The sequence below is a fragment of the Vibrio cyclitrophicus genome (genome assembly GCF_024347435.1).
Lineage (GTDB): Bacteria > Pseudomonadota > Gammaproteobacteria > Enterobacterales > Vibrionaceae > Vibrio > Vibrio cyclitrophicus.
This window is the reverse complement of sequence record NZ_AP025480.1, coordinates 3,148,909-3,164,717: the sequence shown is the minus strand read 5'-3', so window position 1 is coordinate 3,164,717 and position 15,809 is coordinate 3,148,909. Positions and strand designations below refer to the sequence as shown.

Sequence of the window (15,809 nt, the reverse complement as noted above, 5' to 3'; positions counted from 1 at the left end):
AAGAAAGGAGGTCACCATTGTTTGTGCGGTAAATGTGAGCTGACATCCAGAAAAAGTGAGTCACGTAGCATCGGCCTGCCGGGTGACATAGACAATATGGCATAACCAGTCAACACACGCCCGATCTAAGATGAAGCGTCTCAAGCCATTACAGTGACTTGACTAAAGTTTATATCGAAGAGAATCACATCCACTACAGAGAGTGGGGCGTTATCTAGCATCTTTTCACAACATGCAATAATGCTACCGGCTTTTAAGGTGACACAGCCTAATAACCGGATAAACATCATCAAAACCTTACCTCGGGCTTTTTCAACCTATGAGTTTTCGGTATGCTACTAGTATCAATCTCAACGACTTGTGCATTATGACAACGGCTCCTCTTTCCTTTCTAACGACAACTCCATCTTCTCCGAAACAGAAGAATAAACTTAATCAGTTATGGGAGGACGTCGAGAAAAAACAGCGTCGCATTGAGCGTTATCAAGCCAAATTGGATGATTTTTATCATGACTTCAAAGCGTCGACTGAAAAGCAAGAACGCGCAGTGTGCCGAGCAACAGAGAAATGGATCCATCGCTTAATTTCTTTTATCCCGCGCAAAACGATTAAAGGGCCACAGCGTGAAGCCTTGTACGACTGGATACAAGAAGAGTTAACCATTTTAGAATCTAATCCCTTTAACCCTGTGGATTCGATAGCGTTACGTGAATCGTTCAACCAAGCCCTTTTGGCACTGCCATCAAATAAAGCCGATGTAGACGTGATGACGGAGGACCAAATTGAGGCCTTTCGCGAAGAGATGTTTATGATGCTGGGCTATGAGCTTGATATCAGTGATGACGAATTAATGGCGATGGTGAAGGATCCTCAGAAATTTCACGATTACCTGCAAAGCGTGATGGCTGAAAAAAGCCAAGAAGAACACGCAGCAGAAGACGACATTGACTGGGGAGGCGAAGACTTTTTCTCTCAAGCCAATGACGACAATCACTTCGAGCCGTCACATCATCAAGCGAGCGATGCGCTTTACAGTGATAAACAAATAACCAAGCTGTATCGCCAGTTAGCCAAACAATTACACCCAGATAAAGAAACGGACGAAGAGAGGAAGTCAGAGAAAAGCGCGCTTATGCAGCAACTGTCACAAGCAAAGAAAGACAAAGATGTGGTGGCCTTGTTTATGTTGGCTCAGCAGCATCTTCCTGATCATGAGATGGTGATGGATGAAGATATGCTTGAACGCTTGAAGATGACGCTGACGGAAAAAATTGAGCAATTAAATCTAGATTATCAAGATCTCAAGCATGGTGGTGACATCAAAAATATCATTTGGCAACGGTTTGGTGGAGGGAATAAAGCATCCCGTCAGAAAGGGTTAAGAGAGTATCGCGAGCATTTAAAAAAAGAGTCACAAGAGCTCCTCGCCCAATCCCAAGAGATCAAAACGGTGAAACAAATGCAGGAGCGTTTAAAGAAAAGAGTGGGGGCGTCTTATTTTGACAATCCGTTTTTTAACATGGATCCGTCTGAGTTGTTTGCCTGATTGTGTTTGAAATGGATGAGTAAATGACAGTGTTAGAAATGTTGGGCTCACCTATTATGGTATGTCATTGCAATCGAGGAGAGTGAGTCCTGCGTAATTATATATTTGAAAAAGTGCTGTTACGTGACTCACTCATATCGACGAGATCTGTTCCGTGAGCGCATGTTTTCACTGATAGAAACCGCCAAGCTTCAGCAAATCTCAGTTTATAAGTGGCAGCGTAAAATCGTCGAGCACCATATGTTTAAAGAGGATTAACAGGTGCCAGTATGCTTAGCATAAATCGACGTCAAGAACTCGCGGGTGAATAGTTACACTTTGATGCAGGTTAACAAAAAAATTAACCGCTATCGAAGCCGTATTGCCTGGGTAGTGTAAGCTAGGATTTGCTCTGCAGGCATAGGTTTAGCGTATAAGTAACCTTGTACCACATCAATGTTCAGAGCTTGACAAAATTGGCTTTGCGACGGGGTTTCGACGCCTTCGGCGACAATCGTCAGATTCAATTGATGACCAATATTGACCATTGCTTGAACCAGGGCGGCATCTAGATCGTGTTCAGGAGCAAGGGTGATGAAGGAGCGGTCGATTTTTAAGTGGGTGATTGGGAAGTTCTTTAAATAACTTAACGAAGAATAGCCAGTGCCGAAGTCATCAAGAGCGATGTTCATACCCTGTTCCTTTTGGGTATTCAGTGTCTCGATTAACCAGTCTGGTGATTCAATCAAAGTGTGTTCCGTCAATTCAATACCCAGATCAGATGCAGCCAAACCATATTTATCTCTGTAAGCCTCTAGTTGATTTAAAAAGTGGATATGCTCTAACTGTTTGCCAGACACATTGATGTCAATCCGGATGTTTACGCCTGCTTTTTTCCATTTTTTAGCTTGAATGCATGCGTGTTTGAGTACCCATTCTCCAATGAGAAGGATCAGGTCGGAACGCTCCGCAATCGGGATGAAAATGTCGGGTGACACCGCTCTATTAGATTCTGAGGGCGCCCATCTGAGGAGAGCTTCGCAAGAGATCAACTGTCCAGTTTGAAAGTCGAACTGGGGTTGGTAAACCAGCTTAAACTCATCACTAAGTAAAGAGTCGCGGAGTTGTGATGAAAGGGTCCATTGTTGTTGCAACGCTTGGCTGAGGGACGAGGTATAGAACTCGTAACGGTTGCGTCCCGCTTTCTTCGCTTGATACATCGCGATATCGGCATGTTTAAGCAGAGTCTCTTTGTTGCCGCCGTCGCGCGGATAGACACTGATGCCAACGCTAGCTGTGAGAAATACATGCTCATCGTAGAGGGCAAAGCTTCGACTAAACGCTCGAACTGCTTTATTTGCAAAGATGTGGACGTCGTCCGTACATTCGATGCTGTGAATGAACAAGATAAATTCGTCTCCGGCAAAACGTGCCAGAAAGTCCTCTTTTCTGATGGTTGTTTTGAGTCTCTTGGCTACGGAAAGCAATAAGCGATCCCCCCAAACATGACCAAAGGTATCATTGATATCTTTAAAATTATCCAAGTCGATAAACAACACGGCAAAGGATTGGTTTAAGGAATGAGCTTGAGCGATCCTAATGTCCAACTCTCTCTCTAAACCTCGTCGGTTTGGGAGGGAGGTCAGCGGATCGGTAACGGCAAGAACTTTTAATTCCTTGCGAGCAGCATATTGTTCGGATAAATCAATATCTACACAAAACATTTCCGGAGAGTTGGTATGTTGCTTTAACATTACGTGCGCAGAAAATACGGGTACGAGGTGCCCCGCTTTGTGACGAAGCATGAGCTCAGATGATGGAATAGGTATCCCTTGTTTTATCCAGGTTTGATGGTGCTGTATGACTTCATCTCGCATTTCATCTGGGATGATGAGGTCTTCAAGTCGATGGCCAAGGGCTTCACTCCGGTCATACCCATAGATTACCGTACTGGCCTTATTCCAGTAGATCACACGTCGGTGAACGTCATAACCTTGAACGGATACTTTAGGCAACGTATCCAGCAACTGAATAAAATGGTGTTCATCAGAGTTATGATTTGGCTTAGTAGGTTTCATGTATCACTAACCTTATTTTTAGAATGGAGATCTCGTGCTGTCCTCGACAAGCTGAACCGTCAAATATTAAGTGGTGTTATGAAATTTGGTGCTCATATAATTATATAATATTCCAATGGAGATGGGGGAGGATAGTCAGAGGGAGGTCTGTAAGTTGTGATGAGGCTCTGAGTTGAAACCACATTGCTTGGGTAAAGATGGGCTTGCATGAAGAACACGCAGCAGAGGACGACATCGACAGGGGAGACAAAACTTTTTCTCCCAAGCCGATGACGACAATCACTTCGATCCGTTACATCATCAAGCGAGCGATGCGTTTTACAGTGATAAGCAGATAACCAGGTTGTATCGCCAGTTGGCCAAACAGTTACATCCAGATAAAGAAACGGACGAAGAGAAGAATTCTGAGAAAAGCGCGCTCATGCAGCAACTGTCACAAGTGAAGAAAGACAAAGGTGTAGTCGCCTTGTTTATGTTGGCTCAGCAGCACCTTCCTGATCATGAGATAGTGATGGATGAGATATGCTCGAACGCTTAACGATGATGCTGACCAAAAAAATTGGGCAATTAAACAGGGGATACCAAGAACTCCAGCAGGGTAACGATCTCAAAAGTTTGATATGGAAACGTTTTGGTGGGGGCAATAAAGCACGCCAGAAAGGGTTAAGAGAGTATCGCGATCATTTTAAAAACGAGTCACAAGCGCTCCTCGCCCAATCCTAAGAGATCAAAACGAGTGGTCTGGGCTATACGATTAACCAGTGAGGCTTTGATCAATCTCTGTCTTTAACTAAGCCTGTTCGTTTTTAAGTCTGAAATGTCACTAATCTCGCACTTCCCGTTGGATTTAGAAGGGCATCAAGGGTGTATCCGGATAACATCGAAAGGACTGAAATGTACAACTCCGTAATTTATTAAGTTATATGTAAAGAAAAGCCAGTAAAAAAGAGTGCTGTAACAAATGATAAGAGCAACGGATCTGACATAGTACTTCAGTGTTCCGTTGTTATTCATTTTTCTATCTTTACTTCGGACATCGCTAATCATCACCAAAGTGACAGTAAGGAATAAGCAAGTAATCACCGTCATTAGGTCATTTCCCGTATTTCGCCCGCTCATGCCGGTAACGAGCACCTTAGGCTCGTATATTTCGTGTATGAATATAGCCCAAGAAAAGGCCAAAATATGGATTAACCTATTCCCTGTTTTTTCGAAGGCATTAAGCTTGTTCTCATCTATAAATTTGCCAAAAAATAGAAAGCTAATAACGTCTTGAATTTTACTTATCACGCTCATTTCAGACTGTATTCCTAAGGTATTAATGATGGCCCCATCCGGAAATGGGGCCCTGAGTTTTTAGTTTTCTGTTACAGTCTTAGCGCTCATGACTGCTACGCTGTTTTGCTGTGTACTCGTTACGGTAAATCCGTACTCCTTCGGTGGCGTATTAGGCTCTAGGTCTGAACCTGATAATGAATCACCTGAAACCGAGCTGGCTCCGTTAAACGTTATTGAATAGGTCCCTACTCCATCAGGAGCATCTAGCCCCGATAAAGAGGCAGTGTGTTGACCTACACTTAGCGTGATTGGGAATGTAAAACAATATTTCGATTTCGTAGTCTGCGTCTGCCCAACTCGTTGGTTGTTAACGTCTAGAGCAAAGTTATCATCCTTTGCCGAACCGTTGTCACACACCGTAATCTGAATATTATTCTGAGCGATGGTCACTTGAAGCTCATTAGACCACTCTGGGTCCTCTTTTAACTTCGCTTTTATTGTATGAACACCTGAAGCTAAGGTGACAGGTAGTCGCACCATCAAGCGGTTTTCAGAAGAACTTGATATCGCCAGTTTCGTTTCGTTATCCAATAGGACTTCGTTTTCTAACTGGACATGGCTGAACCCCGTACCATGAATGATGTATTCATTGGAAAGGCTGCCTGCAACACGTTCAAGATAATCAAGTTGTACTTGGTCATCAACAATTTCAATCGCGCTCTCTAATCGGCTACTACCCGCAGCGGTATCAGCGGCCTGCACTTCAATGTTGTAGGCATGCCCTTCGACTAAAAAGTTATTATCAACCATAACCCAAAGTTCCGTGCCGTCACTTTCAATATGATACGGCGATAACGTTAATTGTTTATTCGTGGTTGCATCCTCTAGAATGATTGTTGGCTTCATCTCACTGCTGAATATACCCGGATCATAAGAACCTAACCCCATACCGTTAATGATAATCCTTACTGGTGCGTCAGGTTGAGTTAATGAGGAAGGGGTCGCGCTCTCTACTGAAATTGGAGCTAGGACATTGAAATCAATGAGAAGATCATTGTTATGAAGATCGTAAGCGTAATTTCCTATCTCCCCAAACATGGTCGCGGTACCAACCCCTGTTTTATATATCGCATACGCATTACCAATAATTGGAACGGCTTTGAAAGCGGAGCGAGACAGCGCCTTGGCAGCGGCATCAATCCCGTACTTCTTAGCAATATACTGAGCGACGGCTTTAGTAAATGGGCCATTACTAGTAATGTCACCCTTCAACTTGGCGATGAAACTATCTACCGTGGCATCTTTACTACCACCACCAGTTGTAAATGACGCGACTTCTGTAGCGAACCATTGGACTTCACTTAAGATGGTTGTCAGTTCTTGGCCTTTTAGTTTGGGAAGTTCCGCTTGATCGAGCCCCCAGTTTACTATCGGTAATGCCATCGATTCGAGTAGTGAACGATAAAACAGAATCGCATGAATCTTGTCGAGCTTTGGACTTAACTGACTCACACCGATCTTCGAATCATACTCTACATCGCTACCAGGGGTCAGAATTCGAACCTTACCGGATTGATAGTTTTCAAGGTCGTAACACTTCCCTTTTCCTGACACATACCAGAAGCTACTTTGTGGACCGACGAAGTTTTGGCTAAAGAAGTTATCTCCGTATGTACATCCCGGCACTATTTTTTCGTTGGAATCATAGTATTCGAATGCAGTAAATAGCTTAGTGTCATTGGCTACAATTAGATCGCCACCTGAAAAAGAAACACTCATACCATCCAATTCGCCATCTGGCACAACCGTGACTGATGTTGAAGAGTAAGACTGTACACTTTTTGATTGAAAGTAGTTGTTGATTGCCGCAATCGCATCGGTATAAACCTTAGTTTCGTATAGGTCTAAGGTGGTTAAGTAGTTAATATCAGAACTTATAGCCTGGTAGGTATGAGTTCCAAGCGCCTCAATTTCTGGCAGGGTGAGTAAGTTTGTAAGAGTTATTGAAGCGTTGGCTTCTTTTGTCCAATCAAGATCCATCGTGAACCACAACAAACCAAGTGCTGTCGTTTTACTATTCAGCGTATAATCGTCTACGTTAGGGATTGTCGGTAAATAGCCAACAGGAATTGGTGTCTCCGTGTCATCAACGTGTAGTAAGGTGACAAGATCACCGACTACATCAGATACGGCAATACTTGTGGTGCCTGTTGAAATTAGGGTTTCGTCATCGTCAGCTGAATCCAAATAAAGTTTGCTTCGGTCTAACCCCGTGGCTTGTTCAACCTGAACATAGGCAGTATTTTCAGCTTCGTACCCAATATAGAAAGGTTCGGTTTTACTTCCGATATGTTCTAAGTATGCATAACCCTTTTCGAAGGTATCTGGTAGATAAAATGACACGGAGGTGTTGTTGTAACTGTATGCGTTATCTACGTCAAGGTATCCACCATCCCATTTTAATGTGAAGTTCTGATTTAGATTGTAACCATTTAGAGTGATGCGAGAACCATAAGAAGGTAATGTAACTGATGAAACGTACAGCGCATCTTCAGGAATGAAGGTCATGGCATATTCAGTTGTCGCAACAGCCCCATCGCTTACGAACAAGTTTACAGAAGAACCAATGGGACCGTCTTCACAATTAAATACGTATTTATTGTCTGTTAGTGTGTGAGGGATGACTTTTTGTACAGTGTCACCGGACTGTTTAACGATAACTTTTGCCTCTTGACTCAAAGCGCTAGGATCAGATACCGAGAGGGTGAGCTCTTGGCCAACACGACACTCAAAGACTGGCACTTCATTTACATGAATTGATTTAACCGAGACGGGATCTTCTGCCTCTAAGGGGTCAATGGCAATGTTTGGTGCTGCATCAACGGTGTCTAATAAGTTGTCATTATCATTATCGAGGTCGAGGTAATCAGGTTCGCTGTCTGAGTCAGAGTTGTCAGGAGAGCGGAAGTCAAAACCATGCTCAACAATATCTTCTATACCGTTGCCATCAGAATCTAGATCAAGGCTGTTAATGTTACCATCACCGTCAACATCAGGAACTGTGTTTTGCATCTCTCTCGTGTCAGAGATCAGATCCCCATCTGATTCTGTGTCCCACCAACTTGGAATTAAGTCACCATCTATATCAACGTTAGATAAACTGTGACCATAGATTTCTAGATAGTCACTAACAAGATCAGAATCAGAGTCTTGAGTACTCGGGTTGCTGTCGATTGCGATCTCAATTTCATCTGAAACCCCATCATGATCAGAGTCTAAAAAGCCCGTCAGAACATAATTAATATCAGAGTCTGTTTGAGGTTGTGTGATAGCCAGGTAGTAATTACCGCTTTCAGAGATAACGGCGTTCAAGAACTTTTGAGTATCAGTGACACTGCGGGTGGTGTAGGAAATAGGATTTCCGTCGCTGTCAAGGAGTAACAGGCTACCAGAGAACTCACTATTACTAACGGTGAAGCTAAAAGATAAAGCGCCTGCTGGTAGAGTTAACTCATAGTAATCCTGATCATAGTTTGATGCTGAGTTTAGCTGGCCTTTGATCGTAACTGGAAACTCCGTGACGGTCTCAGCGACAGCAATACCATTGTTTTCATTGGACGTTTCAGTTTCAACATAAGAAGGGAATTGGCTCTTGGTCGAGTCAAAGGGGTACTGATCATGAAGGTCTAAAACTCCATCAGCGTCTTCATCCGATTGATGGTAGTTACTAATACCGTCGCCATCACTGTCGGCATGTGAAGCTTTATCGTTCGGAAAAAGGTCGTCACTGCCTGTGTAGCCATCTCCATCCGGGTCAGTATCTGCTAAGTCCAAAATGCCGTCACCATCGCTGTCTTCAACAACCTCGATTAGGTGTGTACTCGTGCTCGTTTGCCCTTGTTCATTACTAACTGATAGTTCGATCAGGTATTCACCTGCAGTATCGGTTATAAAGCCGGTTGCCTCTGTTTTGTTTGAGGTGATCGTGTATTTAGCCCCATCAGGTGATTTCAATACCCGCCATACCGGATTGATACCAACGGAGCCGTCTGAAGCCAATAAGCCAATGCTCTGTGGCTCTGCTGATGGGTACGTGTTTGCTACCGAAATTTTTGTGAAACCAGTAATCAATGCGTTGGGTGTAAAGCCCTGTGGACTCGAGTCCGAACCCGAATCTGAACCCTCACCGTTACAACCCGTAAGTAAAACTAACGAACATGCCACCCTGACGAGGTTTGCCTTGTTTTTATTGTTATTCAACATAATTCCTTTATCTAATTTGATTGAGTGTTAAAAGAAAGGTTATCTCAATATACCTATTCACCCAGTAACATATTACCCATGGATGTATTCACCGACAATATAAGCCTCAGTTTTTGCAGGTTATTCCACGTTTTATAGGACAAGGAACTCAGGGAGCGCTAGAGAGGAGTCGTTATGCTAGGTAAAGAACCAACGCTAAATACGAATGAATTTCTAGATATCCTGTCATAGGAATTAAAATCACGGCTGACTTGAAATCTAGAACTCTGTGCCTATCGAATGAGATAGGTCTCATCGTGGCAAAGCGAGCGGGTGTGGGCACATCTCTCGAAAATGAATGTAAGATCGGAACTGGAGGTGGGTTTGATTTAGTGCGAGCCGAGGAAGAAAGTAAGTTCTTTGTATGTGTCTTGTTTATTATGTCAAAGACATGACTATAAAAATGACCTAAGATACTGTTAATGTTAAACATAATGATTTAGGTCGATGGATTGTGGCTAAACATGAAATATTAATTATTGAGTCAAGAAGTGCAAAAGATATTTTTGACGATAGATATGAAGGCGCGACTCTTAAAGAGGTTTTGAAGTTACAAGGGGTATCAGCAAAGCATTTTGAAGTGGTCAATAAAGCTTACTTTGAAAAAGCCATTAAATATGCAGCAAATAAACACATCAAGTATGTGCATTTTAGCGGGCATGGCTCTGAAGAGGGTATTGCGTTAACGGACGGTTTCATTACGTGGCAAGAGTTTGATGAGATAGCGTGGCCACACTTGAAAGATACCTGTCTATGCTTTTCGAGTTGCGATGTTGCAAAAGGTGTTGAAGAAATATTCGAATACCATAAGTCATTTTGTAATGCCGTGATAGCCCCTACAAGGGAAATTACTTGGGGAGAAGGCTTGGTGGCCTTTAGTGCTTTGTACCATCGAGCTTTATCATGCTCGACGAGCTCCAGTCAGGATGTGAGAGTGTTAAATCATATTGTTGGTAAGGGAACATTCCGTTTTATTGCTTCTACTTATCGAGCGACCACTTACGCTGTCGGTTAATTATCGTCAGTAAGTGGTGCGCTGTGGGCCTGATACGACGGTGCACATCCGTAATCGTACTCTCAATTTACTTTTATTTTCTCTGCTTATTTTAAAAGCTTGGACGACAGACTCAATATGAATAAGACCGACTTTCCTGAACTGCCAATTAAGCTCTCTCACCCAATGGCCAGTCTTTATCGGCTGTTAGATGAAAAGAAAGAACATTCCCAATCACTAAGTGAACAAAACTCGATCCTTGAGCTTCAGTTATATCTTCAAAATATATGTCACCTTGCAAGGACGGCGTACTCTGCATCCATCACATTAAAAAGCCGACCGATGCTAGAGCAACTGATGAGAAAATCGTTTTCACTTGAGAGACAGCTGAACGCGATGGCCAAACATCATGAATGGTTAGAAGATTCTGATACCCAAATGCTGAAACAGATGGGTCTCATTATGGACGCCTTGTCGAGCGAAAATATGCATCTGAGTGATTAAGCTTTCCGATTTTGCTACACCTGAACATTACCCTCATTGAGAACTTGGAGATCTAAACATGAAACGATTGATTAATGAGTTACATTTCATTAATTCCCCAAAATCTGTAGACACCATTGAAGTGGACATAGATAGCCTTCCGAAGGGGTACTACGACTACATCGATATTGTTACTGAGACTTTGCGACCATTGGCTGAGTCATCACCGGATCTGCGCGCCACTATTTATGTACAGCAGGCCTTGTCTGTTAACTTTGGGCATTCAGGCTGCTCAATCTTTATTGGTGTGGTTGGAAGCCCAAATGCCTTAGCGTTAATTTTAAATGGATTCCAATCCATACCTGGGATAGGTGCTCGCTACGGAGATTCTATTTTCACAAACCAATCACGCCGTAGGCTTCACATAGAGGATGGTTTGGTTTGGCAGCAGGAAGATGATGTAACTTGGTTTGTCGCCTCTTCGATAGAGGGTATTGCAGAGACCGATGATGACAGTGACCAGTATGGTGAACAAGATTTTGAGCATTACCCAAGTCAGACTAATGTTTATGAAGCCGGGGATTTGTTAAAAAAGACAGCCCAAGCGAAGGATTCTGAAATCGACGATGTCGTCAATCCAGAGGCCCTTGTTGCATCACACTCTAAAGGCATTTATACCCGCTCTCGATCGGTCCGAGCAGACGCAAGAGTTGGATCGATTCGCACAACAATAGAAGGGGTTTTTGGGCTGCCGGAAGGGTCAGTAAAGCTTTGCGACCCCGAGGGGAATTCATTACGTGCCGATGCAAAAATAAGCACACTTCGTCGACGTTGGGATGAGTGATAAATCATTCGGCTTTATCGTTCTAACCCTCCCTGACTATAACGACGATTTAATGACTGGGTGATGGGGGGGGAATCTTTTGAGGCTAGAGTCATATTTAGTCAAATGGTATGTACGGCTCAAAGACGTTTATCATCTGCTAAAAGATGTTATCTATCTGAAAGAGCCTTGGTGGTCTGAATTTTAACCCATGGCACTTTTAAACCGAGAAGTGTTCCTTTTTAATTTAGCCTTCTACCGAATTTGCTTTCGCGAAGTTGTCTTATGCCCAAGCGCTTTTACTAAACGAAAGAGAAAAAGTGCCCATCCGCAGTTATTGAGGCTCGTTGCACTGCTATTGACATGGTTTATGCAACATGGTTTGGATAAGGGGTTTAACTATTGATGCATAACAAGTTTGTCATCAACATTATAGAAGAAAAACACTTTAGTATTGTTTTAAAAGGCCCCCAACGTAATGAGCGGATAAAGAGTGTTAATGATGACTAAACGAATTGATAACCCTGAAGTTGCAAAACTCATAGCAGAGCAGTCGGCTGATAATGATAGCGACCTGTTGGCGAGCAAGTTACGACTTACCCCTGAGCCAGCGCTAAACATTCGTAATACCCTAACGAGCTTTATTCGCTCCTACAAAAATAAACCGACTGAACAGTCGCCGGTTGTTTGGCTAGATCATGAGCTTGAATTGTATCCACAACTATGGAGCGATGAATCGGAGAGAAAAAAAACAGCCAATATCATCACTGATACGGTAGGTCGTTATTATCATCATCGTATCGATCTCGATAAACATTTTGATAAAGGGTTAAGTCAAGCCAGTTGGTTAGATGAGAAGCTACGACAGGGGGCTATTGCTTCGGGACATAACAATTTTAAAGAGTACGCAGGCAATATTGATATTGTGTTGGATAGGGCTAATCAAAATAATATCAATGTGTTGTACCGAAATGATGGCCAGATCAACCAACAGTATAATCTCGATGGCTTTATTGCCGAGCATCATCATACAAACAGTTTTAACCTTGATGCTGCCGCACAGGGTAGTAAATATCACGCTGAAGTCTTAGAGCCTAAGCCGGGTGAAGCCTACGGAAAAAACTCGGTCGATATCATAATTAAAGATGGTAATGGCAAGACAGTCAGGCGTTATCAGTCTAAATATGGCAAAGATGCTGAGTCTACAGAACAATTACTAAAAAAAGGTGACTATCGTGGTCAACGCAAGTTAGTACCAAAGGGGCAAGCTGAGCAGATAGAAAACAGCACCGACACTATCGAAGTTGGTGGCATAAAGTCGAAGCCATTAACAAAAGAGCAAGCCAAAGAGATGCAACGCAAGGCGCAACTTGAATACGAAGCTAAACAATATGATTGGTCACAACTGAATGGTAAAGCGTTATCAAAAAATATCGCTAAACAGGCGGCTGCCGGGGCTTTGTTGTCAGTGGGGTTTCAGGGAGGACGTATTTTAGGGCGCCGGATTTGGAATGGTTTCACAGGCAAAAAAAATCCTGACGTTGAGTTGGATCTACAAGAGTTTATCTACGCTTCTATTCGAACTGCAGGTCAGACTGGTATTGCTGTGGCGATAACGGGGGCGATGACGGTGGCGATAAAAAGCGGCTGGTTTGGTAAGGCGTTAAAAAATACACCGGTGGGTAATATTGCCAATTGCGTCACATTGGGGATCGAAAATAGCAAAATCTTGTATAAGTTTTCAAAAGGTGAGTTGACCGGAAAAGAAGCTGTAGACCAAGCAGGTTGTGCCAGTGTCAGCATGGTTGGAGCGATAGCTACAGGCGGAAAACTAGCCAGTGTAGGGGCTGGGTTAGGCAGTGTGTTTGGTCCGGTAGGTACTGTGCTAGGCGGTGTAGCTGGCGGATTGCTTGGTGGTATGGCTGGCAGTGCTGTGGGGGAGGGGATCTATCAAGCAGGAAAAGCCATAGTCAGCTCGGTGGCTCGCAGTGTTACTTCATTGAGTTCTAGTCTCAGAAGTTCCGTCTCTTCAGTTTGTGGCTTTGTCGGTTCACTGTTTAGTTAGATGGAAAGTAACGCAGATTTTGTATCATAATTTAAGTAGATAAGGCTCTTCTATGTCAAGTAATCCAATCGTTCAACCCATGATTTACGCGATTCAATCTGGTGTGCCTGGGATTCAACTACACAGTCATGAGTATCTACGTAGTGATAAATTAATTCAACACGTAGCAGATGCATTGGCAATGTCCCAAATTAAAGAATGGAATCTCAGTGATGGCTGGGTTGATTTTAAGAATAAACGAAGTGTTCAAGAGTACGATATCAATCCGCCATCATTATATACTTGCTTGAAAGAACTGGATGATCTCAATCTAGATAATGTATTGATTGTAGTAAAAAATGCTCAGAAAGCATTAGCAGAAACCCCCGCAACAGTAGCTCGATTACAGCAATTATTATTGCGTATTCAGCGTCATCATCGTGGCGTTTGTGCCGTGATGTTGTGTACTGAAACGACCTTTCAATACGAAGAATTGCAAGGTTTGTGTCATCAGTATCAACTAAAGCCTTTATTCAAGTCACAGATAAAACAATTAGTTGAGCGGTTTATTAAACAGAATGGTTGTACTACTACTACCGAGGTTAAAAACCAGTTTGTGTCTTTATGCATTGGGTTGGAGCTTGAGGTTATCGAGCAACTACTTAGCTCGATAAAAGTACAGTATCAGAAAAAATTCGATGCAAGAGCCCTAAAGTTGGTCAAAGAGGTAAAAGAACAGATTATTACCAACAGCGGCTTACTTGAGGTGATCAGTATGCCGAATCAGGGGAGCGTAAAATTAGCAGGGTTAGATAATCTCACTTTATGGTTAGATAAAAAGCGTCGCGTTATTGAAAGGAGTGAGAACCAAGAAAAATATGGTTTGCCTGCGCCAAAGGGCGTGCTGCTCGCTGGGATACCTGGCTGTGGTAAGTCTCTTTCAGCAAAGTTGGTTGCTGAAAAGTTACAGTATCCTTTATTTCGACTCGATCTAGGTCGATTGATGGGGAAATACGTTGGTGAAAGTGAAAAAAACATGCGTGAGGCATTAAATTTAGCCGACCAAGCCAGTCCTTGCGTGTTGTGGATCGATGAGATTGAGAAAGCTTTTTCAGGTATTGGTGGGAGTGGTGGTAACGGTGAAATAACAACACGATTACTTGGTTTGTTACTAACATGGATGCAAGAGAAATCCAGCACCACCTTTGTGATCGCCACTGCGAATAATATTAAAAGTTTGCCCTCAGAATTATTACGAAAGGGAAGGTTTGACGACATTTTTTATGTTGACTTCCCTAATTGTTATGAGCGCGAGCAAATTTTGTCGGTGCACCTACAGGGTAAGCCTATCAGCCATATTGACCTCAAGGTGGTAGCAAAACAAACCGAACTTTTCAGTGGCTCCGACCTTGAAACGTTGGTCAATACCGCTCTAGAAAGTGCTTTTTTAGATAATTGCTTGTTATCCAATCAGAATTTGCTGAACGCAGTCAAGGAAGTGATCCCTTTAGGAAAACAGAATAAGCACCAGTTGGATGAATTAAAGACCTTTTTTCTTGAAAATAATTTTAAGCCTGCGTCCTATACAGAGGCACAATACCAACAGTTGGCCGACCAATATCAACACACCGACCCTATGGTCAGAAAGCAGGTCGCATCAAACCATTTTACCTCGGCACAAGTTCTGAGCAAGTTGGCTGACGATAACGATCTTTTGGTGAGAGAGTCTGTATTAAAAAATCACAATTGTCCCGTCGAGTTACTAACTGCAAAGATATCGAATTTTAAAGGAACCATGGGATTTGATTTTACCCAATCTGGCGTCTGGTCGAACAGTAACCCTAATGAGATGGTAACCACTCGGAGAGAGTTTGAAGCGGCATTGCACCATCCTAACCTGAAGTTAGAGCAGATAGAGTTGCTATATCGAACCGGCAACATCAACAAGGAAGATCTGTTAGCACTGGTTGAAGAGCGCGGTTATCAAGCGGAGTTTAAAACCTTGTGTCAAAGGGAGCGAATATCGTTACCAAAGACGGCCGCTAGTGGCATCGTTCGTAAAATCTACTGTCATCAAGGGCAGCTGTTAAAAGTGGGCGATATGATTTTTGAATATGACAATGCTGAAGGGAACAGTGAAACCGTGGTGTGTCATCAGTCAGGCTTGATCGAAGAACTGTCGATAGGTGTTAGTCAACGTTTATACTCAGGTGACACCATCATGCAACTTATTACTATTGAGTAGTTTATATTTAGTAAATAGATAAAAAGAGAGCTTTTAC

Annotated in this window: 10 protein-coding genes; 8 read left to right on the top strand and 2 right to left on the bottom strand. The window is 42.9% G+C overall.

The genetic code is table 11. The annotated features are described in order from the left end of the window. Positions 1-367: 367 nt before the first annotated feature. Positions 368-1,546 carry a hypothetical protein gene (locus OCW38_RS13855; RefSeq protein WP_261894538.1) on the top strand — a complete coding sequence of 393 codons (1,179 nt, stop codon included), beginning with the start codon at positions 368-370 and terminating at the stop codon, positions 1,544-1,546. A gap of 347 nt (positions 1,547-1,893) precedes the next feature. Here the strand turns inward: OCW38_RS13855 and OCW38_RS13850 are convergent, their stop codons facing one another. Further along, positions 1,894-3,603: a putative bifunctional diguanylate cyclase/phosphodiesterase gene (locus tag OCW38_RS13850; protein WP_261894536.1), complete on the bottom strand. Its 1,710-nt coding sequence runs from the start codon at positions 3,601-3,603 to the stop codon at positions 1,894-1,896. Positions 3,604-3,958: 355 nt separating this feature from the next. On the opposite strand from OCW38_RS13850, the gene OCW38_RS13845 reads away from it, so the two are divergent. Together OCW38_RS13845 and OCW38_RS13840 are read left to right on the top strand one after the other, a co-directional pair. Then, entirely contained in the window at positions 3,959-4,141 is a 183-nt protein-coding gene (locus OCW38_RS13845; RefSeq protein WP_261894534.1) for a hypothetical protein, read from the top strand. After that, positions 4,126-4,326: a hypothetical protein gene (locus OCW38_RS13840; protein ID WP_241904388.1), complete on the top strand. Its 201-nt coding sequence runs from the start codon at positions 4,126-4,128 to the stop codon at positions 4,324-4,326. The genes OCW38_RS13845 and OCW38_RS13840 overlap by 16 nt, the downstream gene beginning before the upstream one ends. A 633-nt stretch (positions 4,327-4,959) precedes the next feature. Here the strand turns inward: OCW38_RS13840 and OCW38_RS13835 are convergent. Next, positions 4,960-9,144: an MSCRAMM family adhesin SdrC gene (locus OCW38_RS13835; protein ID WP_261894532.1), complete on the bottom strand. Its 4,185-nt coding sequence runs from the start codon at positions 9,142-9,144 to the stop codon at positions 4,960-4,962. A 493-nt stretch (positions 9,145-9,637) separates the two neighbouring features. On the opposite strand from OCW38_RS13835, the gene OCW38_RS13830 reads away from it, so the two are divergent. The 5 genes from OCW38_RS13830 to OCW38_RS13810 all read left to right on the top strand — a co-directional run bounded on the left by OCW38_RS13830 (position 9,638) and on the right by OCW38_RS13810 (position 15,772). Next, positions 9,638-10,198, top strand: a complete 561-nt coding sequence (locus OCW38_RS13830; RefSeq protein WP_241904387.1) for a hypothetical protein — start codon at positions 9,638-9,640, stop codon at positions 10,196-10,198. 117 nt (positions 10,199-10,315) lie between these two features. Continuing rightward, positions 10,316-10,681, top strand: a complete 366-nt coding sequence (locus OCW38_RS13825) for a hypothetical protein (protein WP_261894530.1) — start codon at positions 10,316-10,318, stop codon at positions 10,679-10,681. A gap of 58 nt (positions 10,682-10,739) precedes the next feature. Then, positions 10,740-11,504, top strand: coding sequence for a hypothetical protein (locus tag OCW38_RS13820; RefSeq protein ID WP_261894528.1), 765 nt, complete (start codon positions 10,740-10,742; stop codon positions 11,502-11,504). A 478-nt stretch (positions 11,505-11,982) separates the two neighbouring features. Then, positions 11,983-13,548 (top strand): hypothetical protein, encoded by a 1,566-nt coding sequence (locus OCW38_RS13815; protein ID WP_261894526.1) that lies wholly within the window; start codon positions 11,983-11,985, stop codon positions 13,546-13,548. Positions 13,549-13,600: 52 nt separating this feature from the next. Beyond that, on the top strand, positions 13,601-15,772 hold the full coding sequence (locus tag OCW38_RS13810; protein ID WP_261894524.1) for an AAA family ATPase: 2,172 nt from the start codon (positions 13,601-13,603) through the stop codon (positions 15,770-15,772). Positions 15,773-15,809: the final 37 nt, after the last annotated feature.

Bases quoted from the DNA above. Each gene is read 5' to 3' on its own strand.
- OCW38_RS13815 (WP_261894526.1), top strand. From the start codon at position 11,983: ATGATGACTAAACGAATTGATAACCCTGAAGTTGCAAAACTCATAGCA.
- OCW38_RS13840 (WP_241904388.1), top strand. From the start codon at position 4,126: ATGCTCGAACGCTTAACGATGATGCTGACCAAAAAAATTGGGCAATTA.
- OCW38_RS13855 (WP_261894538.1), top strand. From the start codon at position 368: ATGACAACGGCTCCTCTTTCCTTTCTAACGACAACTCCATCTTCTCCG.
- OCW38_RS13825 (WP_261894530.1), top strand. From the start codon at position 10,316: ATGAATAAGACCGACTTTCCTGAACTGCCAATTAAGCTCTCTCACCCA.
- OCW38_RS13820 (WP_261894528.1), top strand. From the start codon at position 10,740: ATGAAACGATTGATTAATGAGTTACATTTCATTAATTCCCCAAAATCT.
- OCW38_RS13850 (WP_261894536.1), bottom strand. From the start codon at position 3,603: ATGAAACCTACTAAGCCAAATCATAACTCTGATGAACACCATTTTATT.
- OCW38_RS13835 (WP_261894532.1), bottom strand. From the start codon at position 9,144: ATGTTGAATAACAATAAAAACAAGGCAAACCTCGTCAGGGTGGCATGT.
- OCW38_RS13810 (WP_261894524.1), top strand. From the start codon at position 13,601: ATGTCAAGTAATCCAATCGTTCAACCCATGATTTACGCGATTCAATCT.